General features: G+C 63.2%; 23 protein-coding genes. 17 read left to right on the top strand and 6 right to left on the bottom strand.

All coding sequences use genetic code 11. The features are described 5' to 3' along the window. Nucleotides 1-5 precede the first annotated feature (5 nt). From ABIB73_RS02450 to ABIB73_RS02440, 3 genes are read right to left on the bottom strand one after another with little or no spacing between them, the layout of a single operon-like run. The gene (locus ABIB73_RS02450) at nucleotides 6-803 is read right to left on the bottom strand and encodes a substrate-binding domain-containing protein (protein WP_354221074.1); all 798 of its coding nucleotides are present in this window, start codon (nucleotides 801-803) and stop codon (nucleotides 6-8) included. 18 nt (nucleotides 804-821) lie between these two features. Beyond that, entirely contained in the window at nucleotides 822-1,274 is a 453-nt protein-coding gene (queF, locus tag ABIB73_RS02445) for a preQ(1) synthase (RefSeq protein ID WP_354221072.1), read from the bottom strand. 29 nt (nucleotides 1,275-1,303) lie between these two features. Continuing rightward, complete coding sequence (locus ABIB73_RS02440; RefSeq protein WP_354221070.1) at nucleotides 1,304-2,287, bottom strand: Vgb family protein; 984 nt, start codon at nucleotides 2,285-2,287, stop codon at nucleotides 1,304-1,306. Nucleotides 2,288-2,461: 174 nt separating this feature from the next. Here ABIB73_RS02440 and eno point away from each other — a divergent pair, with 174 nt between their 5' ends. The 14 genes from eno (at nucleotide 2,462) to ABIB73_RS02370 (ending at nucleotide 17,761) form a co-directional block, all read left to right on the top strand. Further along, nucleotides 2,462-3,745 (top strand): phosphopyruvate hydratase, encoded by a 1,284-nt coding sequence (eno, locus tag ABIB73_RS02435; RefSeq protein WP_354221068.1) that lies wholly within the window; start codon nucleotides 2,462-2,464, stop codon nucleotides 3,743-3,745. Between the two features lie 36 nt (nucleotides 3,746-3,781). Further along, nucleotides 3,782-4,921: a zinc-binding dehydrogenase gene (locus ABIB73_RS02430; protein WP_354221066.1), complete on the top strand. Its 1,140-nt coding sequence runs from the start codon at nucleotides 3,782-3,784 to the stop codon at nucleotides 4,919-4,921. A 110-nt stretch (nucleotides 4,922-5,031) separates the two neighbouring features. Further along, nucleotides 5,032-6,030 (top strand): MBL fold metallo-hydrolase, encoded by a 999-nt coding sequence (locus tag ABIB73_RS02425; protein WP_354221065.1) that lies wholly within the window; start codon nucleotides 5,032-5,034, stop codon nucleotides 6,028-6,030. Between the two features lie 184 nt (nucleotides 6,031-6,214). Further along, entirely contained in the window at nucleotides 6,215-6,766 is a 552-nt protein-coding gene (locus tag ABIB73_RS02420) for an NADPH-dependent FMN reductase (protein ID WP_354221064.1), read from the top strand. 206 nt (nucleotides 6,767-6,972) lie between these two features. Continuing rightward, nucleotides 6,973-7,290, top strand: coding sequence for an FtsB family cell division protein (locus ABIB73_RS02415; RefSeq protein ID WP_354221062.1), 318 nt, complete (start codon nucleotides 6,973-6,975; stop codon nucleotides 7,288-7,290). Between the two features lie 194 nt (nucleotides 7,291-7,484). Further along, complete coding sequence (locus tag ABIB73_RS02410) at nucleotides 7,485-8,873, top strand: glycerophosphodiester phosphodiesterase family protein (protein ID WP_354221060.1); 1,389 nt, start codon at nucleotides 7,485-7,487, stop codon at nucleotides 8,871-8,873. Nucleotides 8,874-9,043: 170 nt separating this feature from the next. Then, entirely contained in the window at nucleotides 9,044-10,066 is a 1,023-nt protein-coding gene (gene pdhA / locus ABIB73_RS02405) for a pyruvate dehydrogenase (acetyl-transferring) E1 component subunit alpha (RefSeq protein WP_354221058.1), read from the top strand. A gap of 29 nt (nucleotides 10,067-10,095) precedes the next feature. Beyond that, a complete protein-coding gene (locus ABIB73_RS02400) occupies nucleotides 10,096-11,487 on the top strand; it encodes a pyruvate dehydrogenase complex E1 component subunit beta (protein ID WP_354221056.1) in 1,392 nt (463 codons plus the stop codon). Between the two features lie 3 nt (nucleotides 11,488-11,490). Next, on the top strand, nucleotides 11,491-11,793 hold the full coding sequence (locus ABIB73_RS02395) for a DUF5076 domain-containing protein (protein ID WP_015685879.1): 303 nt from the start codon (nucleotides 11,491-11,493) through the stop codon (nucleotides 11,791-11,793). 2 nt (nucleotides 11,794-11,795) lie between these two features. Continuing rightward, the gene (locus ABIB73_RS02390) at nucleotides 11,796-12,248 is read left to right on the top strand and encodes a nucleoside deaminase (protein ID WP_354221054.1); all 453 of its coding nucleotides are present in this window, start codon (nucleotides 11,796-11,798) and stop codon (nucleotides 12,246-12,248) included. A 61-nt stretch (nucleotides 12,249-12,309) separates the two neighbouring features. Beyond that, nucleotides 12,310-13,677: a pyruvate dehydrogenase complex dihydrolipoamide acetyltransferase gene (locus tag ABIB73_RS02385; RefSeq protein ID WP_354221052.1), complete on the top strand. Its 1,368-nt coding sequence runs from the start codon at nucleotides 12,310-12,312 to the stop codon at nucleotides 13,675-13,677. A 129-nt stretch (nucleotides 13,678-13,806) separates the two neighbouring features. Beyond that, complete coding sequence (gene lpdA, locus ABIB73_RS02380; protein ID WP_354221050.1) at nucleotides 13,807-15,228, top strand: dihydrolipoyl dehydrogenase; 1,422 nt, start codon at nucleotides 13,807-13,809, stop codon at nucleotides 15,226-15,228. A gap of 232 nt (nucleotides 15,229-15,460) precedes the next feature. Beyond that, complete coding sequence (locus ABIB73_RS02375) at nucleotides 15,461-16,702, top strand: threonine synthase (protein ID WP_354221048.1); 1,242 nt, start codon at nucleotides 15,461-15,463, stop codon at nucleotides 16,700-16,702. 87 nt (nucleotides 16,703-16,789) lie between these two features. Next, nucleotides 16,790-17,761 carry a tripartite tricarboxylate transporter substrate binding protein BugD gene (locus ABIB73_RS02370; RefSeq protein ID WP_354221046.1) on the top strand — a complete coding sequence of 324 codons (972 nt, stop codon included), beginning with the start codon at nucleotides 16,790-16,792 and terminating at the stop codon, nucleotides 17,759-17,761. A 74-nt stretch (nucleotides 17,762-17,835) separates the two neighbouring features. On the opposite strand, the gene ABIB73_RS02365 is transcribed toward ABIB73_RS02370, so the two are convergent. From ABIB73_RS02365 to ABIB73_RS02355, 3 genes are all read right to left on the bottom strand, one after another. After that, nucleotides 17,836-18,222, bottom strand: coding sequence for a response regulator transcription factor (locus ABIB73_RS02365; protein WP_354221044.1), 387 nt, complete (start codon nucleotides 18,220-18,222; stop codon nucleotides 17,836-17,838). An 87-nt stretch (nucleotides 18,223-18,309) separates the two neighbouring features. Then, a complete protein-coding gene (locus tag ABIB73_RS02360; RefSeq protein WP_354221042.1) occupies nucleotides 18,310-18,981 on the bottom strand; it encodes a response regulator transcription factor in 672 nt (223 codons plus the stop codon). After that, a complete protein-coding gene (locus ABIB73_RS02355) occupies nucleotides 18,978-21,413 on the bottom strand; it encodes a PAS domain S-box protein (protein WP_354221040.1) in 2,436 nt (811 codons plus the stop codon). The genes ABIB73_RS02360 and ABIB73_RS02355 overlap by 4 nt, the downstream gene beginning before the upstream one ends. A 588-nt stretch (nucleotides 21,414-22,001) precedes the next feature. On the opposite strand from ABIB73_RS02355, the gene ABIB73_RS02350 reads away from it, so the two are divergent. From ABIB73_RS02350 to ABIB73_RS02340, 3 genes are all read left to right on the top strand, one after another. Continuing rightward, nucleotides 22,002-22,517, top strand: a complete 516-nt coding sequence (locus ABIB73_RS02350) for a hypothetical protein (RefSeq protein ID WP_354221038.1) — start codon at nucleotides 22,002-22,004, stop codon at nucleotides 22,515-22,517. Next, on the top strand, nucleotides 22,514-22,702 hold the full coding sequence (locus tag ABIB73_RS02345; protein WP_354221036.1) for a hypothetical protein: 189 nt from the start codon (nucleotides 22,514-22,516) through the stop codon (nucleotides 22,700-22,702). The genes ABIB73_RS02350 and ABIB73_RS02345 overlap by 4 nt, the downstream gene beginning before the upstream one ends. 209 nt (nucleotides 22,703-22,911) lie before the next feature. Further along, nucleotides 22,912-23,076, top strand: a complete 165-nt coding sequence (locus tag ABIB73_RS02340) for a hypothetical protein (protein ID WP_354221034.1) — start codon at nucleotides 22,912-22,914, stop codon at nucleotides 23,074-23,076. The last annotated feature ends 39 nt before the right edge of the window (nucleotides 23,077-23,115 follow it).

Raw genomic sequence — 23,115 nt, 5'->3', positions numbered from 1 at the left:
CTGCGTTAGTGCGCCCCACCAGCCGCGATCGGCTCCATGCCGCTCGAGATGATGGCGTCGCGCGCGGCGGGGGAGGCGAGGAATTTTATCAAGGCCCGTCCGGCCTCGGGCTCCTTCGAAACCGTAGCGATCCCGGCTGAGAAGATCGTGATCTGCTGCAACTCGTTCGGTAGCGATCCGACGATGTCGATTCCCTTCACAGGCTTCAGCTCGCTGATCTGCTGAAAACCGAGTTCGGCCTCGCCGCGTGCGACGATTTCGCCGACCGGCGTCGCTGGAATCTTTCGCGCCTTGTCCTTCATGACATCGGCGATGCCGAGCTTGTCGAACATCTCGGTCGAGACGTAGACGCCGCTGGCGCTGTCGGAATAGGCGATCGTTTTCGCCGCCAGCAGTGCGCGCTTGACCGCTTCCACCGAACTGATATCCGGCTTTGGCGCTCCCGATTTCACGGCAATCCCGATCGGCGATTTGGTCAGGTCGACCTGACTGCCGGCAACGACCTTGCCCTTGTTGACGAGGTCGGTGAGGGCGTAGCCCACCATGATCAGGACATCGGCCGGCTCGCCGCGCTCCAGCCGGACCGGAATCGCATTGGTGGTGGTCCCCATCGAAGGCCCAAACGCCGTCAGCACCTTGTTGCCTGTGGCTTTCTCGAACTCCGGCACAAGTGCCTGATAGGCAGCCGTCAGTCCGCCCGAGATCATCACGCGGACCTCGGCAGCGTCGGACGCGCCGGTCAGCCACAGAATGCCCAAAAGGCCCAAGGCGAGGCTGCGGAATTTTGCAGGTTTCGATTTCATCGTCATTGGTCTCCGGTGCTAGCCCCGCCCGCGATAGGGCGCCACGCCTTGCTCCGGCACCCACAAACCCTTCGGCACGCGGCCGGTCTGCCAGAACACGTCGATCGGGATGCCGCCGCGCGGATACCAGTAGCCGCCGATGCGAAGCCATTTCGGCTTGATCTCGGTGGCGATGCGCTTGCCGATCATCACGGTGCAGTCCTCGTGGAAAGCGCCGTGGTTGCGGAAGCTCGCGATGTAGAGTTTGAGCGACTTCGACTCGAGCAGCCACGGGCCGGGCGCATAGTCGATCATCAGATGCGCGAAATCCGGTTGTCCCGTGACCGGGCAGAGCGAGGTGAATTCCGGCACGGTGAAGCGGACCAGGTAGTCCGTGCCCTTTTGCGGATTGGGCACGCGGTCGAGTTGGGCTTCTTCCGGTGTGTGCGGCCATTCGACCGCGCGGCCGAGCTGGAGGGTCTTTTTGGCCATCGTGTTTGCGTCCTTTTGGGGACGCTTCTTTAGGCGATCGTCTGGATCATGACCACCCTGTCGTTGCCGGACTCGCAGCCCCAGAGTTCGCCCGGCCGGCCGTCGAGCTGGCGGACATTGGCGTTGGTGCGATCGCTCGGAAAGCTGGTGAACTTTTCGGTAGCGGGGTCGAAGCGCACGATCGCATTGGACGAAAAGTCGGTCAGCCAGACCTTGTCCTTGTCATCGACATAGACCGCATAGGCGCGGGGCCGCTCTCCCGGCAGCTTCCAGGTCTTCCAGGAGCCATCAGCGGGGTCGTGCACCGAGACATGTCCGCTGTTCCACTCGCTGACCCAGATGCGGCTCTTCGAATCCGACCAGACCCGCCGCGAGCCCTGATTGGGCGCCGGCGGCTCGACGACGGTCGCGTTGCCGGTCGCCAGATCGAGCTTCGCGATGTAGCTGCCGGCGAGCGAGGCGTACCAGATGTCGCCCTTGGGCGTCACGGCGATGCCGTAAGGACCGACGCCCTTCGGCGCCTTGAACACCGTCATCTCGCCGGACTTCGGCGCCAGCCGGCCGTAATAGCCGGACTGCCCGGTGAACCAGTAGGTGCCGGCCTTGTCGAACACGCCGGTGTTGAGATTGGCGGAGGCGAACTTTTCCGGCAGGCGGAACAATGTGACTTTCAAGTCCGCCGGGTCGACCCGTGCGATCGCGTTCTGGCCGCCCTCAGTGATCCAGGGCGCCCCGTCGGGACCGATCGTCACGCCGTGCGGGGCGGCACCCTGGCCGAGGCTGACCGTCTTGAAGTTGCCGTCCTTCGGATCGAGCCTGCCAAGCATGCCCTTGCCCTGCGCGGTGAACCAGACCGTGCCGTCGGGGGCGGGCGCGAGATCGTGCAGGCCGATGCCGGGGCTGATTGGGAAGTATTTCGTCCGGAACGGGCCTTCCTGCGCAAAACTTGGGCGCAGGGCCGGGGGAGAAGCGAGGAGGGCGACGGTTGATCCGAGAAACTGGCGGCGATTCATCGCGTTACCCCGGCTGTTTCACACTTGGGTGGACACGCCAATCAATCCGCGCTGAGCTTAGTCCCGCGCGCTTCATCCGTCAGGCGAGGGCTGGAGCGTAAGCGTTCACATTTGCTTGCGCTCCGTGTAAGACCCGGCGAACCGATCAGCTCCAACGAACGGAAGTGCAACATCATGACCGCTATTGTCGACATCATCGGACGCGAAATCCTGGATAGCCGCGGCAATCCCACCGTCGAGGTCGACGTCGTGCTGGAAGACGGCGCGCTAGGGCGCGCCGCTGTGCCGTCCGGCGCCTCCACCGGCGCCCATGAGGCGGTGGAACTGCGCGACGGCGACAAGGCCCGCTATCTCGGCAAGGGCGTCACCAAGGCGGTCGGCGCCGTCAATGGTGAGATCTTCGAGGCCCTGAGCGGCATCGATGCCGAGCAGCAGGTCCAGCTCGACCAGATCATGATCGACCTCGACGGCACGCCGAACAAGAGCCGGTTAGGGGCCAATGCCATCCTCGGCGTGTCGCTCGCCTGCGCCAAGGCGGCCGCGAACTCGCTCGACATGCCGCTCTATCGTTACGTCGGCGGCACTTCGGCGCGGCTGTTGCCGGTGCCGATGATGAACATCATCAACGGCGGCGTGCATGCCGACAACCCGATCGACTTCCAGGAGTTCATGATCCTGCCGGTCGGCGCGTCCTCCTTCGCTGAGGGCCTGCGCTACGGCGCGGAAGTCTTCCACACCCTGAAGTCCGAGCTGAAGAAGGCCGGCCACAACACCAATGTCGGCGACGAGGGCGGCTTTGCGCCGAACCTGCCGTCGGCGGACGCAGCGCTCGAATTCGTCATGAACGCGATCGGCAAGGCCGGCTACAAGGCGGGCACCGACATCGTGATCGGGCTCGACTGCGCCTCCACCGAATTCTTCAAGGGCGGCAAGTACGTCTATGAAGGCGAGGGCAAGACCCGCTCGGTGTCCGAGCAGGCCAAATATCTCGCCGACCTCGTCGGCCGCTATCCGATCGTCACCATCGAGGACGGCATGTCGGAAGACGACATGGACGGCTGGAAGGAGCTCACCGACCTGATCGGCAAGAAGTGCCAGCTCGTCGGCGACGATCTCTTCGTCACCAACGTCAAGCGCCTGGCGGACGGCATCAAGGCTGGCCGGGCCAATTCGATCCTGATCAAGGTCAACCAGATCGGCACGCTGACCGAGACACTCGCCGCCGTCGAAATGGCGCACAAGGCCGGCTACACCTCGGTGATGTCGCACCGCTCCGGCGAGACCGAGGATTCCACCATCGCCGACCTCGCGGTCGCCACCAATTGCGGGCAGATCAAGACCGGCTCCCTTGCACGTTCCGACCGCACCGCCAAATACAATCAGCTCCTGCGCATCGAGCAGCAACTCGGCAAGCAGGCGCTCTATGGCGGCAAGACGGCGTTGAAGGCGCGGGCATAAGCCAGCGCTTCACGTAGACAAACGGGGAGGATCGACATGAGCGACGGCAAGAACGGCCTGCAACTGCGTTCGCTGATCAAGAAGAGCGGTGAGCTCGAGATCTCGCTCCTCGACGTGCCGACCCCCGAACCCGGTCCGGATGAGGTCGTCGTCCGCGTCGAGGCGACGCCGATCAACCCGTCCGACCTCGGCCTGCTCGTCGGCGCGGCCGACATGGGCACGGCCAAGGCCTCTGGCACGAAGCAGGCGCCCGTCATCACCGCAAAAGTGCCTGACGGCGCGATGCGCGCGATGGGGGCGAGGCTCGACCAATCCTTGCCGGTCGGAAATGAAGGCGCCGGCGTCGTCATCAAGACCGGTTCATCGGACGCTGCGAAGGCACTGATGGGCAAGACGGTCGCGATGATCGGTGGGGCCATGTATGCGCAGTACCGGACTCTGAAGGCGAGGGACTGTCAGCCGCTACCCGAAGGCACGACGGCTGCGGAGGGCGCGTCCTGGTTCGTCAATCCGCTTACCGCGCTCGGCATGACCGAGACGATGCGGCGCGAAGGACACAAGGCGCTGGTGCACACCGCAGCCGCCTCCAATCTAGGCCAGATGCTGAACAAGATCTGCCTTGCCGACGGCATTGCGCTCGTCAACATCGTCCGCAGCAAGGAGCAGGCGGATATCCTGAAGAAGATCGGCGCCAAACACGTCGTCGACTCCAGCGTGCCGAGCTTTCTCGACGATCTTACGGGCGCGCTGGTCGAGACAGGCGCCACCATCGCCTTCGACGCCATCGGTGGCGGCAGGCTTGCCGGTGACATCCTCAACTGCATGGAAATCGCGATCAACAAGACCGCCAAGGAGTACAGTCGCTACGGCTCCAGCGTGCACAAGCAGGTCTATGTCTACGGCGGACTTGATGTCCGCCCGATCGAATTGCCGCGCGGCTTCGGCATGGCCTGGGGCGTCGGCGGTTGGCTGCTGACCCCGTTCCTTCAGAAGATTGGTCCTGCCGATATCGGACGGCTGCGTCAGCGCGTCGTGAATGAATTGAAGACCACCTTCGCGAGCCACTACACCAACGTGGTGTCGCTTCCCGAGGCGCTCGATCCGGCCAACATCGCGATGTATGCCAAACGTGCCACCGGCGAAAAATTCCTCATCAACCCAAATAAATTGTCGTGATCTGCGGCGACAGATCACCCAAAGAAGGTCTTGCCTTCTGAGCCGAGCGGGAGATTATTCCGCCGCCATTGAAAGCGGAAAAACCGCAAGGCTCAGAAGGGGACATCTCCATGACCGATCTCAATCGTCGTCACCTGCTCGCAGGCGCCGCCGCCGTCGGCGCGGCTGCCGCCACCGGGCTTGCTCCGACCATTGCCAATGCCGCAGTGCCGCAAAGCGGCGCGCAGGCGCCGGGCTTCTACCGCTACAAGGTCGGGACCTACGAGTGCACCTCGATCAATGACGGTGCGCGGTCGTTCCCGATGCCCGACAAATTCGTCGTCAACATCCCGAAGGACGAAGCCCTCGCTGCGGCCGATGCCGCCTACATGCCGAAGGGCATGGTGACGGTGCCGTTCAATCCGCAGCTCATCAACACCGGCTCCAAGCTCGTGCTGATCGATACCGGCAACGGCGTTGCCAATCTCGAGGCGAGCAAGGGCGCGGTCGGCCGCACACTGCAAAATCTTCAGGCCGCCGGCGTCGATCCCAAGACCATCGACATCGTCCTGCTGTCGCATCTGCACCCTGATCACACCAACGGCATCCGCCTGGCCGATGGTGCGCTTGCCTTTCCGAATGCCGAGATCATGGTGCCGGTGAAGGACTGGGAGTTCTGGACCAGCGAGGACAATGCCGCCAAGGCGCAGTCCAGCGAGATGATGAAGAACTACTTTGCCAACGTGAAGAAGACCTTCGCTGGCCTCGAGTCCAAAGTGACGAAGTATGAATGGGGCAAGGAGGTCGCGCCGGGCATCACTTCGATCGCGACGCCGGGTCATACCCCCGGTCACACTTCGTTCGCGGTGGCCTCAGGCAATTCCAAGGTGCTGATCCAGTCCGACGTCACCAACATCCCGGAGCTCTTCCTGCGCAATCCGGATTGGCATGTCGCGTTCGACACGGATGGCGCGCTGGCGCAGCAGACCCGCCACAAATTCTACGACATGGCGGCGGCAGAGAAGGCGACCGTGGTCGGCTTCCACTTCACCTTCCCCTCGGTCGGCCACGTCGAGAAGGACGGCGCCAGATATCGCCTGATCCCGTCGGCCTGGAATCCGACGATCTGATCCGGATTAGAACGTTTGCGCGAAGGATCGGGCCGCCGCTTGGCGGCCTGATTGTTTTGGGCGACCATCTGCTTTTGCGAAACGTAGCGTTTCCAAATCGGACCGGTTCATGCACTTGCATCCATCGGCCGGGATCGTTTAAGTGCCGCCCCGGCATCCCCGCTCAAGATTTCGAGGACAACCCATGGCCTACAACATCGTCACGATCGTCGGCAGCCTGCGCAAGGACAGCTTTTCGCTCAAGATCGCCAATGCGCTCGCCAAGCTCGCGCCGGCCTCTCTCAAGCTCGAGGTCGTCACGCTGGCAGGCATCTCGTTCTTCAACCAGGACCTTGAGGGCGCGCCACCCGCCGACTGGCTGGCCTTCCGCGAAAAGCTCCAGAAGTCGGACGGCGTCCTGTTCGTCACGCCGGAATATAATCGCGCCATCCCGGGCGTGCTGAAGAACGCCATCGACGTCGGCTCGCGGCCCTACGGCAAGAGCTCGTTCAACGGCAAGCCGGTCGGCATCGTCTCCAACTCGCCGGGCCCGCTCGGTGGTGTCAGCGCCGCAAAAACGCTGCAGAACATCCTGCCGGGCATCACCGGCCCGATCATGCAGCAGCCGGAGATCTACCTGAACGCGGTCGGCGACGCCTTCGATGCCGACGGCAATCTGGTCAAGGACTCCCTCAAGACCGTGCTCCAGGCCTATATCGACGCCTTCGCCGCGCACGTGGCAAAGCACCACGGCTGAGGCCAAATAGCCCGCGGCCACACGGCAGGTCCTCATCCTGAGGAGACCGCACAGCGGTCGTCTCGAAGGATGGCCGCGGGCTACAGCCGGGCCTCCATGGTTCGAGACGGCGCTTGGCGCCTCCTCACCATGAGGGTCCGCGACGTACGGCTCGTCGGGCAGGGGACATTAGCGCTCCCTTAACCAAGCTGCCCCATCTTGCCAAAATGGTCTCCCGCGCTCGCCTGAAATCGATCCTGACCGGTCTCGCCCTCTACGCGATGGCGGCCGCCATCGTCGGTTATTTCGGCGTCAACGCCTATACCGGCAAATACGGCCTCAACGCCCGCCAGGAACTCGACCAGGAGATCATCGCGCTGACGAGCGAGCTGGCGCAGCTCAAGCGCGAACGCGCCAGGAGCGAGCAGCGCGTGTCGCTGCTGCGGTCCGAGAAGATCGATCCCGACATGCTGGACGAGCGGGCGCGCTTTCAGCTCGACTATGTCAATCCGCATGATCTCGTCCGGATGATCCCGGCGAACTGATCGCGGCGACATCCCGCGTTACGCCGGCGAGCCAAAAGTTCGGCGCATTTTCCCCCGTACATCTCAAGAACTCTTGTCTGCCGGGCCGGCCGTCATCGGCCTGTTAGAGAGTTGAGACAAAGACAAGCCTTGGCCTTGTTCAGCTCGGCCTGGCGGATGCGAAGCGATGCTGCGCAAAAGATGGAGGCTTGGCCATGACGGACAATCGTGCACGGCGGAATGTGCGTGTTGGAGCGATGTTGCTCGGCGCGGCGGCTTTGGCGTTGCTGGCGCCATCGATGGCCTTCGCACAGACAGACCCGGCGCCGGGCGGCGCCAAGCACTTTCTGACCGTCGACGGAAAGCCGCCGCTGATCCTCGGACATCGCGGCGTGCCGGGACTGGTGCCTGAAGAGACCGAGGCATCGTATGACCTCGCCGCGGCGCTGGGGACCGACGCGCTCGAAGAGGATTTGCACCTGACCAAGGATTGCGTCCTGGTGGCACGTCACAACCCCTGGCTCGGCGACAACACCAACGTTGCCGAGGTGGCGAAGACCAATCCGGCGGTTGCGGCTCGCAAGCGCATGGTGCCTGGTGTGCGCGTCAAGGCGCCGTCTTCGACCAGCGGGCCGGCCGACTACCTCATCGATCTCACCGATCCGGCCGATCCCAAATCGGTGCTGAAGTCATTGATCGTCGACGGCGAGGACCACACCAATGACTGGTCGATCACCGATTTCACCATGGCCGAACTGAAGACCTGGATCGCCGGCACCACCTATGATGCGGCCAACGAAAGGCCGAAGGTCTTCAACGGCAAGTTCCCGGTCATCAGTTTCCAGAACATCATCGACATCGCCAAGGCCAAGAGCAAGGAGACGGGGCGTCCGATCGCCGTCTATCCGGAAACCAAGAATCCGACCTGGAACAATGCCCAGGCGATCGCCAATGGCTGCGGCGCGCCCGGCAGCCACCCGCTCGAGGATGCCCTGATCAAGATCATCAAGGACAACGGCCTCAATACGAAGGACGCTCCCATCCTTGTTCAGAGCTTCGAGCCCGGCAGCCTGAAATATATGCGCAGCCATGGCCTGGAGACGCGGCAGGTCCAGCTCGTCGATGGCAACGGTGTCGACTTCAAGACCGGCAAGGTCCTCCTCAACAACATCACCAATTCCCGTCCGTTCGACTGGACGGTTTCGGGTGACCCGCGCCTGTACGATGCGATGCTCACCCCGGCGGGCCTTGCGGAGATCAAGAGCTATGCCGACGGCATTGGTCCGTGGAAGGCCTATATCGTTCCGCTCAAGATTGCGCCGTGGAAGGACAGCAACGCCGACGGCACGCCCTACAAGGGATCGACGCCGGAGGCTTCGACGCAGGAAGCAACCAGCCTCATCGCCGACGCGCACAAGCTTGGCCTGTTCGTGCACGTCTTCACGTTCCGGAACGAGAAAAAATATCTGGCTGCCGACTATCACGGCGATCCAGGCCTGGAATATCTCAAGTTCTTCCGTCTCGGCGCGGATGGGGTCTTTACCGACTTCACGCATACCGGAGTTGGCGCCCGCGCAGCCTATCTGCGGGAGCTAAGCTGGTAAGGCCGGCTTCGCGAAGGAGCTAATGTTGCCTGACGGGTGCCAAAGGTTTTGCAAAATTTCGGCCACATTGCAGTGCGGCATAATGAAAGTCGTGCCATGGCGCGGCGGCGCTTTCGCGCGCGATTGAGTTAGGTTAGAGAGGGCTTAGATTTCTCTGACCCGGAATTCCCATGGCCGCACTCAAGAAAGCCGCCGCAAGCGCTCCACAGAACAAGACCAACGGCGGTTCTCCCCCGGAATTCACCAAAGAGCAGGAGCTGAAAGCGCTCCACGACATGCTCCTGATCCGGCGATTCGAGGAAAAGGCCGGCCAGCTCTACGGAATGGGTGCGATCGGCGGCTTCTGCCACCTCTATATCGGCCAGGAGGCCGTGGTGGTCGGCATGCAGATGGCGCTGAAGGATGGCGACCAGGTCATCACCGGCTATCGCGACCATGGTCACATGCTCGCGACCGGCATGGAGGCCAAAGGCGTGATGGCCGAGCTTACCGGCCGGCGCGGCGGCTATTCCAAGGGCAAGGGCGGCTCCATGCACATGTTCAGCGTGGAGAAGAAGTTTTACGGCGGTCATGGCATCGTCGCCGCCCAGGTCTCGCTCGGCACCGGGCTCGCCTTCGCCAATCACTATCGTGGCAATGACCATGTCAGCGTCACCTATTTCGGCGATGGTGCCGCCAATCAGGGCCAGGTCTACGAGAGCTTCAACATGGCGGAGCTCTGGAAATTGCCGGTGATCTACGTCATCGAGAACAACCGCTACGCCATGGGTACCTCGGTATCGCGCGCCTCGGCGCAGCAGGATTTCTCCAAGCGCGGCTTGTCCTTCAACATCCCCGGCCACCAGGTCGACGGCATGGACGTGCGCGCGGTGAAGGCGGCGGCCGACGAGGCGGTCGCCTGGTGTCGCGCCGGCAAGGGGCCCGTGATCCTGGAGATGCAGACCTACCGCTACCGCGGCCACTCGATGTCCGACCCGGCAAAGTACCGCACGCGCGAGGAGGTCGAAAAAGTCCGCCACGACCAGGACCCGATCGAGCAGGTGCGCAACCGCCTGCTGGCTGACAAGGTCAGCGAGCAGGATCTGAAGGCGATCGACGCCGAGGTGCGCGACATCGTCAATGCATCTGCCGATTTCGCCCAACATGATCCCGAGCCGGATGCCGCCGAGCTCTGGACCGACGTTTACCGCTGAACGCGCGCAAGCTTTCTTTTGGAGTCGATATGCCAATTCAAGTGCTGATGCCCGCGTTGTCGCCCACGATGGAAAAGGGCAACCTTGCCAAGTGGCTGAAAAAAGAGGGTGAGACGATCAAGTCTGGCGACGTCATCGCCGAGATCGAGACCGACAAGGCGACCATGGAGGTCGAGGCGACCGATGAGGGCACGCTCGGCAAGATTTTGATCCCGGAGGGGACCGCCGACGTCGCCGTCAACACGCCGATCGCGACGATTCTCGCCGATGGCGAGAGCGCCGCTGATCTGGCCAAGGCGCCCGCGCCCGCCAAGCAGGAGAAGGCCGCGGAGTCCGCAACTCCTGCTGCCGCAAAGGCCGAGGCGCCGCAGCCGAAGGCTGCACCGTCCGCCCCGCAGGCCGTCGCCGAGCCAGATCCGGAAGTGCCCGCGGGCACCGAGATGATCACTCAGACCATCCGCGAAGCACTGCGCGACGCCATGGCCGAGGAGATGCGGCGCGATCAGGACGTCTTCGTCATGGGCGAGGAGGTCGCCGAATACCAGGGCGCCTACAAGGTAACGCAGGGCCTGCTCCAGGAATTCGGAGCGAGGCGCGTGATCGATACGCCCATCACCGAGCACGGCTTTGCCGGCGTCGGCGTCGGCGCCGCGATGGCCGGCCTGAAGCCGATCGTCGAGTTCATGACATTCAACTTCGCCATGCAGGCGATGGACCAGATCATCAACTCCGCGGCCAAGACGCTCTACATGTCCGGTGGCCAGATGGGCTGCTCGATCGTGTTCCGCGGACCGAACGGCGCCGCTGCGCGCGTCGCCGCCCAGCATAGCCAGGATTACTCGGCCTGGTACTCGAACGTTCCGGGCCTCAAGGTCGTCGCGCCGTTCTCGGCTGCAGATTACAAGGGCCTGCTCAAGGCCGCGATCCGCGATCCCAATCCGGTGATCTTCCTCGAGAACGAGGTGCTCTACGGCCACACCGGCGAAGTGCCGAAGCTCGCCGACTTCGTGATCCCGATCGGCAAGGCCCGCATCGTGCGCTCCGGCAGCCATGTCACGATTATCTCCTGGTCCAACGGCATGACCTATGCGCTGAAGGCCGCCGACGAACTCGCCAAGGACGGCATCGAGGCCGAGGTGATTGATCTGCGCACGCTGCGTCCGATGGACACCGAGACCATCGTCAACTCGGTCAAGAAGACCGGCCGTGCCGTCACGGTCGAAGAGGGCTGGGCCCAGAGCGGCGTCGGCGCCGAGATCGCCGCGCGCATCATGGAGAACGCCTTCGACTATCTGGATGCGCCGGTCGCGCGCGTTTCCGGCAAGGACGTGCCGATGCCCTATGCGGCGAACCTGGAGAAGCTCGCGCTGCCGTCAGTGGCCGAAGTGGTCGAGGCCGCCAAAGCTGTCTGCTACAGGTAGGCCATGGCGGGTCCGAAGGAGCAGCCGTTGCCACCCGACGTCCTCGCCCGTGATGACGCGGTCGAGATCCTGCGCGTGTTCGTGCTGGATGGCGGGCTGTCGATGGCGTTCCAGCGTGCCTTCGAAGAGCCCGATATGTGGGGCCTGCTGCTGGTCGATCTCGCCCGTCACGCCGCACGCGCCTACGCGCGCGAGAGCGAATATACCGAGGAAGACGCCATGAACCGGATCCTCGAGATGTTCCAGGCCGAGATCGAACGGCCGACCGATACCGGCACGACGACGCCGCGCGGGAAGGGGCACTGACCGTGGCGGTCGAATCCCACCACTACGATTTCATGCTGGAGGCGATCCGCGAGGCGGAAGCTTCGATTGCGCAAGGCGGCCTGCCGATCGGCGCCGTGCTGACGCGCGACAACAAGATCATCGCCCGCGGCCACAACAACCGCGTGCAGGAGAACAATGTGATCCTGCACGGCGAGATGAGCTGCCTGCGCGAGGCCGGCGCGATCACATTCCACGACACAGTCATGTACACCACGCTGTCGCCATGCTCGATGTGTGCCGGCGCGCTCGCTTTGTTCAAGGTCTCGCTGGTGGTGATCGGGGAATCCGTCACCTTCCCGGGCTCCAAGGACATCCTCGACAAGTTCGGCATCCCCTGGATCGACCTTGCCGACGACCGCTCCATCACCATGATGAAGAATTGGCGTTCTATCCCTGCCAATGAGCGCCTCTGGCAAGGCGACATCGGCAACTAAACCTGGTCTGTTCGTCTTCGCTCCGGAGGCGACGTTTTGAGAAGTTCTTCGTGAGGTCAGCATGCCCATCAACATCCTGATGCCCGCTCTTTCGCCAACGATGGAGAAGGGCAACCTCGCCAAGTGGCTGAAGAAGGAAGGCGACAAGGTCAAATCCGGCGATGTCATTGCCGAGATCGAGACCGACAAGGCGACCATGGAGGTCGAGGCGATCGACGAAGGCACGATCGCCAAGATCCTGGTGCCCGAAGGCACGCAGGACGTCCCGGTCAACGACGTGATCGCGGTGCTTGCCGGCGAGGGCGAGGACGTGAAGGCGGCAGGTGCAGGGGCTGCGAAGCCTAGCGCTTCCGCCGCACCGCCCAAGGCAACCGAGAAGTCCGCTTTGGCTTCTGCCGCTGCGCCGGCGCCCGCACCAGCCGCGCCCAAGGCTGTGCCGCCGGCCGCCGCAGCGCCCGCACCGCAAGCTGCGGCTCCCGCCACGCAGAGCAACGGCCATGGCGGCCGCGTGTTCTCCTCACCGCTCGCGCGGCGTCTCGCCAAGGAAGCCGGCGTCGATGTTGCGATGGTCACCGGCACCGGCCCGCACGGCCGCGTGGTCGCGCGCGACGTCGAGCAGGCGAAGTCAGGCAAGGGCCTGAAGGCACCTGCGGCTGCGCCGTCCGGAGCGCCTTCGGTCGCGCCGACCATGTCGGACAAGCAGATCCTGTCGCTGTTCGAGCCCGGTTCCTACGAGGTCGTCCCGCATGACGGCATGCGCCGCACGATTGCGCAGCGCCTGACCGCCTCGATCCAGAACGTGCCGCACTTCTACCTCACCATCGACTGCGACATCGGCAAGCTGCTCGCCGCGCGCGAGGAGATCAACGCCGCCGCGCCGAAGGACAAGGAGAAGAAGCCGCTCTACAAGATCTCGGTCAACGACTTCGTCATCAAGGCGATGGCGGTCGCTTTGCAAAAAATCCCGAACTGCAATGTGAGCTGGACCGAGTCCGGCATGGTCAAGCACCACCATTCCGACGTTGGTGTTGCCGTGGCGATGCCCGGCGGCCTGATCACGCCGATCATCCGCAAGGCGGAGGCCAAGACGCTTTCGACCATCTCCAACGAGATGAAGGATTTTGCCGCGCGTGCGCGGAGCCGTAAGCTGAAGCCGGAGGAATATCAGGGCGGCACCACCGCCGTCTCCAACCTCGGCATGTTCGGCATCAGCCACTTCACGGCGGTGATCAATCCGCCGCATGCGACGATCCTCGCGGTCGGCACCAGCGAGGAGCGCCCGGTCGTGCGTGGTGGCAAGATCGAGATCGCGCACATGATGAGCGTGACCTTGTCCTGCGATCACCGCGCCATCGACGGCGCGCTCGGCGCCGAGCTGATCGGCGCGTTCAAGCAGTTGATCGAAAACCCCGTCATGATGATGGTGTGAGCCGAGAACGGTGAATACGTAAGGTGGGCAAAGGCGCAAGGCGCCATGCCCACCTTATTTTATAGTTAGACGGCGGTGAGCACGCTTCGCTTTGCCCACCCTACGAACCTAAGTTGAATGGGAGCCGCAATGGCCGACACATCCTTCGACGTCATCATCATCGGCTCCGGCCCCGGCGGCTATGTCACTGCGATCCGGGCGGCGCAACTCGGCTTCAAGGTCGCGATCGTCGAAAAATCCTATCTGGGCGGCATCTGCCTGAACTGGGGCTGCATCCCGACCAAGGCGCTGTTGCGCTCGGCCGAGATCTATCACTACATGCAGCACGCCAAGGATTACGGCCTGTCGGCGGAGAAGGTCTCGTTCGATGCCAAGGCGGTGGTGCAGCGCTCGCGCGGCGTCTCGAAGCGGCTCAACGACGGCGTCGGCTTCCTGATGAAGAAGAACAAGGTCAGCGTGATCTGGGGCGCGGCCTCGATCGACGCGCCCGGCAAGGTTACCGTGAAGAAATCCGACGTCGAGGCGCCCAAGGGTGCGCTGGGCGAGGGGAGCTACCAAGCCAAGCATATCATCGTCGCGACCGGCGCGCGGCCGCGCGTGCTGCCCGGGCTCGAGCCTGACAAGAAGCTAATCTGGACCTATTTTGAGGCGATGGTGCCGGAACGAATGCCGAAGTCGCTGCTGGTCGTCGGCTCCGGCGCGATCGGCATCGAGTTCGCCTCGTTCTTCCACACCATGGGCTCGGACGTCACCGTGGTCGAGGTGCTGCCGCAGATCCTCCCCGTCGAGGATGCGGAGATCGCAGGCCTCGCCCGCAAGCGTCTTGAGAAGCAGGGCCTCAACATCATGTCATCGACCAAGGTGACAAAACTCGAGAAGAAGGCCGACAGCGTCGTCGCCACCATCGACGACGGCAAGGGCAAGCCGGTCACGACGGAGTTCGATCGCGTGATCTCAGCCGTCGGAGTCGTCGGCAATATCGAAAATCTCGGCCTGGAAAAGCTCGGCGTCAAAACCGACCGCGGCTGTATTGTCATCGACGGCTACAGCAAGACCAATGTTCCCGGCATCTACGCCATCGGCGACGTCGCCGGTCCCCCGATGCTGGCGCACAAGGCCGAGCATGAAGGCGTGGTCTGCGTCGAGGCGATCAAGGGTCTGCATCCGCACCCAATGGACAAGCTCCTGATCCCCGGCTGCACCTATTGCAATCCGCAGGTCGCTTCCGTCGGCCTGACGGAAGCCAAGGCCAAGGAGAACGGCCGCGAAATCCGCGTCGGCCGCTTCCCCTTCGTCGGCAATGGCAAGGCCATCGCGCTCGGCGAGGACCAGGGCCTGGTCAAGGTGATCTTTGACAAGAAGACCGGCCAGCTCTTAGGGGCGCACATGGTTGGCGCGGAGGTCACCGAGCTGATCCAGGGCTACGTGGTCGCCATGAACCTGGAAACCACGGAAGAGGAACTGATGCACACGGTGTTCCCGCATCCGACGCTGTCGGAGATGATGAAGGAAGCCGTGCTGGATGCTTACGGAAGGGTGTTGAATATTTGACGGGAGAGGGACTGCGGCGCCAAGCGCTACTAGCAGTCCCGTCATCCTGATGTGCGAGGTCATCGGTGCAAAGCACCGTTGGCCGAGCCTCGAAGGATGAACGGCCGAGACGAAGCAGCCGGGCCGTCGCCCTTCGAGGCTCACCATACGGCGCGTTGCGCCGCATGGCTCGCACCTCAGGGTGACGGGTTCGACAGGAACAGAGACCAGAACAAGAAAGGCGCTGAAGCCCATGCACGACAACGACAACCTCATCATCGAACGCCCGACCTTCGTCACCCATCTCGAATGCGCGATGGAGGGCGACCACTATCCCGCCGATCAGATCCACAACCTCTCCAAGGCCGGCAAGCCGCTGCTGGTGCGCTACGACCTCGCCGGCGTGAAGAAGGCGTTGACGAAGGATGCGCTGAGCCAGCGCCCGGCCGACATGTGGCGCTACCGCGAACTGCTGCCGGTGCGCAAATGCAAGGACATCGTCTCGCTGGGTGAGGTGACCACGCCGCTGATCCGATTGCCGAAGCTCGGCGCAAAGCTCGGCGGCGGCGAGATCATCGTGAAGGACGAGGGCCGGCTGCCGACCGGCTCGTTCAAGGCGCGCGGCCTGGTGATGGCGGTGTCGATGGGCAAGGCGCTCGGCATCAAGCACATGGCGATGCCGACCAACGGCAATGCCGGCGCGGCGCTTGCGGCCTATGCAACCTCCTGCGGCATCAAGACCACGATCTTCTGCCCGGCCGACACGCCCGAGGTGAATGTCAGCGAGATCGAGCTTCAGGGCGCGACCGTCTACCGCGTCAACGGCTATATCGACGATTGCGGCAAGATCGTCGGCGAGGGCAAAGCCAAGGTCGGCTGGTTCGACACCTCGACGCTGAAGGAGCCGTACCGCATCGAAGGCAAGAAGACGATGGGCCTCGAGCTCGCCGAGCAGCTCGGCTGGGACGTGCCCGATGTGATCTTCTATCCGACCGGCGGCGGCACCGGCCTGATCGGCATGTGGAAAGCTTTTGACGAGCTCGAGAAGATCGGCTTCATCGGCTCAAAACGCCCGCGCATGGTCGCGGTGCAGGCGTCCGGCTGCGCGCCGATGGTGCGGGCCTATGAGGCCGGCACCGAGCACGCCACCCGCTGGGAGGACGCCCACACCATCGCGTCGGGCATCCGCGTGCCGCAGGCAATCGGCGATTTCCTGATCCTGCGCGCCGTGCGCGAGAGCAAGGGTTTTGCCATCGCCGTCGACGACGACAAAATCTCGGCGGCACTGAACGAGGTCGCGCGCGAGGAGGGGCTGTTGCTGTGCCCCGAGGGCGCCGCGACCTATGCCGCCTACAAGGACAGTCTCGCCGACGGCCGCGTCAGCAAGACCGACCGCGTCATGCTGTTCAATTGCGCGACCGGCCTGAAGTACCCGCTGCCGCCGGTCACCCGCACGCTCGATCGCCACAAGCCGATCGACTACACGCAGTTCTAGCGCGTCATTTCGTCTCTTCACGAACGATCCCTCTTCCCGTACGCGGGAAGGGACAAAAACAAAAACGATATCGTCCGGGAGAACACAATGAAGAAGGCCGTCTGGGCCGGGCTGATCGGCACTCTCGCTCTCGCAGGCGTCGCCCGCGCCGACGATTATCCGTCGCATCCCATCACCATCATCGTTCCCTTCGCAGCCGGCGGCCCGTCGGATGCGATGGCACGCGTGCTTGCCGAGCGGATGCGGATCTCGCTCGGCCAGCCCCTGGTGATCGAGAACGTCACCGGTGCCGGCGGCTCGATCGGAGTAGGCCGCGCCGTGCATTCGCCGCCGGACGGCTACACCATCTCCTTCGGCCATCTCGGCACCCACGTCGCCAATGGCGCCGTCTACAAGCTCAACTACGACCTCGTCGCCGATCTGGAGCCGGTGGTGCTGCTGCCGAGCAACCCGATGATCGTCGTCAGCAAGAACGCCGTGCCTGCGACCTCGCTGAAGGAGCTGCTCGCCTGGCTGAAATCGCGCCCGTCGCCCGCGACAGCCGGCACGGCCGGCGCGGGCTCCGGCAGCCACATCGCCGGCGTCTATTTCGAAAGCGTCTCCGGCATCAAGCTGCAATACGTGCCGTATCGCGGCACTGCGCCTGCGCTGAACGATCTCATCGCCGGCCAGATCGACGTCATCGTCGACCAGACCTCCAACTCCATCAACCAGGTCCGCGCCGGCACCATCCGCGCCTACGCCATCACCGACGACAAGCGCCTGTCGTCGGCGCCCGACATTCCGACCGCGGAGGAGGCGGGGTTAAAGGGTTTCAACATGACGCTTTGGTCGGGCCTGTGGGTGCCGAAGGGCACGCCGAAGGAGATCGTGACCAAGCTGAACGCCGCAGCCGTGGAAGCGCTGAACGATCCCGGCGTGAAGAAGCAGCTTGAAAGCCAGGGCCTGGAGATGACGCCGCAGGATCAGCTGACGCCCGAGGCCCTCGGCTCGCGGCAGAAGGCCGAGATCGCAAAATGGTGGCCGATCATCAAGGCGGCGAACATCAAGGTGGATTGAAGCGCCTTGCCGTTGGCGGCCGCAACGACGGGTCTTCTCGCCCTGAGGAGCCCGACGGCTCAGCGCCGGCCGCATCACATCGCAGCTTCACCGGGCGGCGACAGGGCCGTCTCCAGGCATTGAATCAGAGCCGGTGTCGAAAACGGCTTTGCGAGAAAGCAGATGGCGCCGGCTTTCAGCGCGCGGTCGCGCACGGCGTCGTCCGGAAAGGCCGTTACGAAGATGAACGGCGTGTGGTGGCCGAGGCCGCGAATATGCACCAACAGATCAACGCCGCTCATGGCCGACATCTGCACGTCCGCAATGACGCAGGAGGTCGTGTTCAGTTCGGCCGATTGGAGAAATTCGTGAGCGGAGCCAAAGGCGTGGACCGTGTATCCCCGCGACGTCAGGAGATTGTTCGTCGCAAGGCGGACGGATGGATCATCGTCAATGACGGAGATGACCGAAGGGACTGACAAGATGATCGCACCTGATCCGGGAGCCGCCGGCCGCGACGCGGCCGCCCATCGGAAAGTGGCCCCCCGGAGCGGGATTGAAAAGCATACTTAGGTTTGTACATTTCCCCTTGTGCGTGGGATTCCGAGCGTCTCGGTCATTCTGACGAGATCGGCCAATGACTTCGCGCCCATCTTCCGCATGATCTGCCCGCGATAGATCTTGACGGTAATCTCAGCCAGTCCAAGCTCGGCGGCGACTTGCTTGTTCATCAGGCCGGACGCGACCAGGGTGAGAATGTCGCGCTGGCGTGCTGTCAGACCTTCGAAGCGGGAGCGCACGCCTGACACCGACTTCTCGGTATCACGCCGCTTGCGATCGCGTTCGATCGCAGCCCGGACCGCATCCAGCATGTCCTGATCGCGCACCGGCTTGGTCAGAAAATCGACGGCGCCGCTCTTCATGGCCCTGACTGTCATGGGAATATCGCCATGACCGGTGATGAAGATAATGGGTGTGTGAATGTTGGCCTTCGCGAGGTCGGCCTGGAGGTCGAGGCCGCTCGAGCCCGGCAGGCGGATGTCGAGCACGAGGCAACTGGGAACCACCGGCGGCTTGGCTTCCATGATCTCCGCCGCTGAGCCGAAGGCCTCGACCCTGAGGCCGACCGATTGAAAGAGATTGGTGAGCGCGCGCCGCATCGACGGATCGTCATCGACGATCATGACGATTGGATCATCGGCGCTCGTCCTCGCCTGCCTTTGCTCGGCGTGGTCGGTCACGACGCGTCCTCGTAGGGCAAGGGCAGGGAGATCTGGAATGTTGCACCGCTCCCCTCGTTGGGAAAGGCCGAAAGCCGGCCCGCGTGAGCCTCGATGATCGATCGGCAGATCGATAGTCCCATCCCGAGGCCGCCCGACTTCGTGGTGAAGAAAGGCGTAAAGATACGGTTCGTCACGTCGTTGCTAAGGCCGACGCCGCGATCCGTCACAGTGAGGAGCAGGCGGGCCTCGCCAGCCTCGCCCGCCTGACTGGAGCGGATCGCGAGCTCGCGCGGGCGGTCGACAGTGGCTTCCATGGCCTCGATGCCATTTATGACCAGATTGATCAGCACCTGTTGGAGCTGGATCCGATCGCCGCAAATCCTGGGCAGATCGGACGACAACTCCATTCGCACCGACACGGCATGGGTGGCCAGCTCGCGCTGAACGAGGGCCATCGCCTCCCTGACGGCCTGGTTGATGTCAAGTGGAACCATCTCGATCTCGGTCTTCTTCGCGAGCGCCCTGATGCGGCGGATCACCTCGCTGGCCCGATTGGCGTCCTCGACAATCCATTCCACGGAGCGGCGCGCGGCTTTCAGATCGGCCGGTTCGCGCTCCAGCCAGCCGATGCAGGCATCCGCGTTGGAGATCACGGCGGCAAGAGGCTGGTTGATTTCGTGGGCAATCGAGGCGGTGAGTTCTCCGAGCATCGTGACGCGCGTGACATGGGCGAGCTCGGCTTGCGCTTTGCGCAGCGCTTGTTCGGCCTCCTCGGCGCGGATCGCCGCCGTCACATCGCTGCTGACGCCACGATAGCCGAGAAAATTGCCGTTTGCGTCATGCAAGGGCTTGCCGCTGGTGCGCACGTAAATTGGAGATCCGTTGCTATCCCTGCTGCGGTAAACCAGATCGCGGAACGGAAGGCGGGCATCGAGCGCCGCGCGATGCTGCTCCCACTTGTCTGGCTCGACCTCGGCATCGGGCGGAATGTCCCAACGGGTCAGGCCGATCAGGCCGGTCGGCGCAGCACTGGCCGTATCAGCGTGTTCCGATATCTGCGTGATGCGGTGATCCGGCCCGGTCTCCCAAAACCAGTCCGATGCGGTTTCGGCATAGTCGCGGAAACGCTGCTCGGATTTCTTGAGCTCGTCGAACGCCTTTTGCAGCGCTTCTTTTGCGGCGAACTGCTCGGTAACGTCCACGTGCGTGCCGACGATTTCCATCACCTCGCTGTCGCTGCCCATGACGGGATGTCCCTCCGTATGGACTCGTCTTATCGAGCCGTCCGGACGGGCAATCCGAAAGTCAATTTCAAAGGGCTCCTTCTGCCGGAGTGCCTGACGTTCCACCTCGACAATGCGCCTGAAGTCCTCGGAGAGGATGCGTTGCTGGAAAGCCCGTGCCGGTACGTCGATCTGGTCCGGCTCAAATCCGAACAGGCGGTAGAGTTCAGCCGATCGGTAGGCGAACTCCTGACGATGCACATCCCAAGCCCAGCTGCTCGTATGGCTGAGGCGCTGGGCTTCTGCCAAATAGGCCTCACTGCGACGCAGCCTTTGTTCTGCTTCCTTTGCAACCGTGACATCGATGACAGCCCCGACAAACTCGATGGGCCCGGACGCGGGTCTCACTGCGCGCGCCACGGAATGGAGAGATTTGACCGATCCATCCGGCATCAGCAGGCGATATTCATGGTCGAAATCCTCCGCTTCGCGGGAGGCGCGATCAAGGGTCTCGCGGACCGCATCGCGATCTTCCGGATGGATGCGTTGAAAAACGAAGTCCAAGGTTGGCTTCACTGCGAGGTCACATTGGAAGATGCGAAAGGTTTCCCTTGACCAGATGATCTCGCCCGTCGCGAGGCTCAAGCCGAAGCTGCCGGTGTGGCTCAATTCCTGCGCCCGGGCGAGGTATGCCTCGCTTTGCCGCAGCGCATCCTCCGCTTCCTTGCGCTGGGTGATGTTTTCGCAGGCGACCAGCACGATCGGCGCGCCGTCGCCGCGCAGCATGGCCTTGGCGTTTTCACGGACCCAGAGCACCGAGCCATCCTTCCGGATCTTTCGGATCTCCCAGGTGTGCGACTGGTCCAGGGTCTCCAGGCACAACGCCACGCATCGACGGACGAAGTCGCGGTCTTCTTCGAAGAAGACCTTCAGCACGGATTGGCCGATCAGCTCTGCCGCCGCGTAGCCAAGTTGTGTGGCGCCAAATGTATTCACGTTGAGCACCGTTCCGGCTGGATCGACCATGAAATACATGACCGGATTGTGCTCGAACACCTCGCGCCATTGCTTCACGGCGTCGCGCAGATCGAGACTGTCTTGCCGCCAGTCGTCTTCGACCGCGGGTTTATCCTTTTCGCCGTTGCCGAAAGATCGAAGCGCCGCAAGGCCGCCGAGCAGGAATTGTGCGGCCGAATTCCCAAATTTCGCGATCTGGCCAGGCATCATCGCAGGCGTCCCGGCTCGCTGGGGGCAAGGCGAGTAGAGCATTTTGCAACAGCAGGGGCAATTGCTTCCGGCCAAAGTCGGACCCTGCGCGTCGAAGTTCGCGGGCTCCGTGCAGCTTGCGAACCTTGCGCCGTCTCGTTGCGCCGGCACGGCGAAGTTCCGGAAGACTACGGGACAAACCTAGGTATAGCTCGCGCATGCCTAGTCATACCGTGCATTTACCTCCGTACAATTGAGCGGGCTGTTGCGTGCGGACTAGTCTTGCGGCCATCGAGAGCAGTCGATTGCGGAGCAAAAGCCACCGAGTAGCCCGGTGCGCTGCACATAAAGAGGCAAGCTCTGCGTCCGCTGCCGTGACTTGGCCCGCATGACTCGGCGGGGCAGATCGAGAAGCCGCATTTCATTGATGAACGTGGTGACCGTGCATCAGCGCACCAGCGAAGCCAGAGCCCATCAGAGGCAAAGAGGAGAGGATCATGTGCGATAAATCCGAGCGTCGTCCTGCCGCAAATGGCTGCGCTGTGTGTGGCGGGAGGTTTGGACTGATCCGATATTATTCCTGGCGAACGCCGCTCTGCTCAAGGAAATGTGTCGATCGCTTCAGGACGCGTCGCGAGCGCGACCGCCTCTGGCTGTTTCGATTTCAGGCGGCGTGAGGATCTGCCGGCCGATCCGCCCCATTCGGCAATTCTGAATCAGGAGGCTGAGTTGAACCGTGCCTGCAAGCTCCTCTTGGCGATCGCGCTGCCGCTTCCGTTGCTGACGGGAGTGGAGGCCGAGGAGGTTGGACAGGATGGCACCCATCGTCACCATCCGCCCCAGGATCAGTTCCTGCACGAGAGGTTCTATTCGAGCTGGCACATGCCCGACAATCCGGTGCTGAGCTGCTGCAACAACGCGGATTGCTACCCGACCGAGATACAGTACGTCGACGGCAGGATCTATGCGCGGCGCCGGGAAGACGGCAAATACATCCTCATCCCGTCCCAGAAGGTCGAGCGAAACAGAGACAATCCCGACGGCCGCAACCATCTGTGCGCGCCGCCGCCCTCCGCCTCTCTGGTCGATACGGTCTACTGCTTTGCGCTGGGAGGTGCCACGTGAGATTCATACTGGTGAACGGCAGAACGCCGTTCCGCAAAACGTTCTGTCTATGGTGCTGCGAGGAGATCAGCGGCAGTTACCTGCGCGACGTCAGGACGCTGCTGCCCTACTGTGACCACGAGTGCTACGCGTTTCAACGCGAAGCAGCGTCGTCGATCGAGGGACGTACGCGCGCGGCGTCTTGAGCGGACTGGCGTTCGACGTGACCGGCGGATGCGCCCGCCGGCAGGAGGACACGACGTTGAGATTCATGCTCGTCAACCAGGACCAACCCCGCCACGGCGCCTCCTGCAGCGCGTGCGGCCGGCCGCTGGGCCCGAGTTACGTCCGGCATGTGTCCACGCAACGGCGGTACTGCGACACTGATTGCTACCGTCGATATCAGCAAAAGGCCATGGACATGCTCTGGCCTTACCACAGTTCGCTCGAGACGATCGCGGTGTTGGCGGCCGTTTCGGGCTGGAGCTGGATGATGCAGATGGGCGCGCTCTCGCGCTCGCTGACCGAGGCATATCTGCGCGCACACGACCTTCTGACCACGGAAGGAGGTGACGATTAGCCGACTAATGCTGGCCGCGCAGAGTGGTCGGCCGCAGTC

The organism is Bradyrhizobium sp. F1.4.3 (genome assembly GCF_040548375.1).
In the GTDB taxonomy this organism is placed as follows: domain Bacteria; phylum Pseudomonadota; class Alphaproteobacteria; order Rhizobiales; family Xanthobacteraceae; genus Bradyrhizobium.
The sequence above is the reverse complement of the archived record's forward strand: the minus strand, read 5'-3'. Positions and strand labels throughout refer to the sequence as shown.

Coding starts and splice junctions, on each gene's coding strand:
- ABIB73_RS02450 (WP_354221074.1), bottom strand. CDS start 803: ATGAAATCGAAACCTGCAAAATTCCGCAGCCTCGCCTTGGGCCTTTTG.
- queF (WP_354221072.1), bottom strand. CDS start 1,274: ATGGCCAAAAAGACCCTCCAGCTCGGCCGCGCGGTCGAATGGCCGCAC.
- ABIB73_RS02440 (WP_354221070.1), bottom strand. CDS start 2,287: ATGAATCGCCGCCAGTTTCTCGGATCAACCGTCGCCCTCCTCGCTTCT.
- eno (WP_354221068.1), top strand. CDS start 2,462: ATGACCGCTATTGTCGACATCATCGGACGCGAAATCCTGGATAGCCGC.
- ABIB73_RS02430 (WP_354221066.1), top strand. CDS start 3,782: ATGAGCGACGGCAAGAACGGCCTGCAACTGCGTTCGCTGATCAAGAAG.
- ABIB73_RS02425 (WP_354221065.1), top strand. CDS start 5,032: ATGACCGATCTCAATCGTCGTCACCTGCTCGCAGGCGCCGCCGCCGTC.
- ABIB73_RS02420 (WP_354221064.1), top strand. CDS start 6,215: ATGGCCTACAACATCGTCACGATCGTCGGCAGCCTGCGCAAGGACAGC.
- ABIB73_RS02415 (WP_354221062.1), top strand. CDS start 6,973: ATGGTCTCCCGCGCTCGCCTGAAATCGATCCTGACCGGTCTCGCCCTC.
- ABIB73_RS02410 (WP_354221060.1), top strand. CDS start 7,485: ATGACGGACAATCGTGCACGGCGGAATGTGCGTGTTGGAGCGATGTTG.
- pdhA (WP_354221058.1), top strand. CDS start 9,044: ATGGCCGCACTCAAGAAAGCCGCCGCAAGCGCTCCACAGAACAAGACC.
- ABIB73_RS02400 (WP_354221056.1), top strand. CDS start 10,096: ATGCCAATTCAAGTGCTGATGCCCGCGTTGTCGCCCACGATGGAAAAG.
- ABIB73_RS02395 (WP_015685879.1), top strand. CDS start 11,491: ATGGCGGGTCCGAAGGAGCAGCCGTTGCCACCCGACGTCCTCGCCCGT.
- ABIB73_RS02385 (WP_354221052.1), top strand. CDS start 12,310: ATGCCCATCAACATCCTGATGCCCGCTCTTTCGCCAACGATGGAGAAG.
- lpdA (WP_354221050.1), top strand. CDS start 13,807: ATGGCCGACACATCCTTCGACGTCATCATCATCGGCTCCGGCCCCGGC.
- ABIB73_RS02375 (WP_354221048.1), top strand. CDS start 15,461: ATGCACGACAACGACAACCTCATCATCGAACGCCCGACCTTCGTCACC.
- ABIB73_RS02370 (WP_354221046.1), top strand. CDS start 16,790: ATGAAGAAGGCCGTCTGGGCCGGGCTGATCGGCACTCTCGCTCTCGCA.
- ABIB73_RS02355 (WP_354221040.1), bottom strand. CDS start 21,413: ATGATGCCTGGCCAGATCGCGAAATTTGGGAATTCGGCCGCACAATTC.
- ABIB73_RS02340 (WP_354221034.1), top strand. CDS start 22,912: ATGGACATGCTCTGGCCTTACCACAGTTCGCTCGAGACGATCGCGGTG.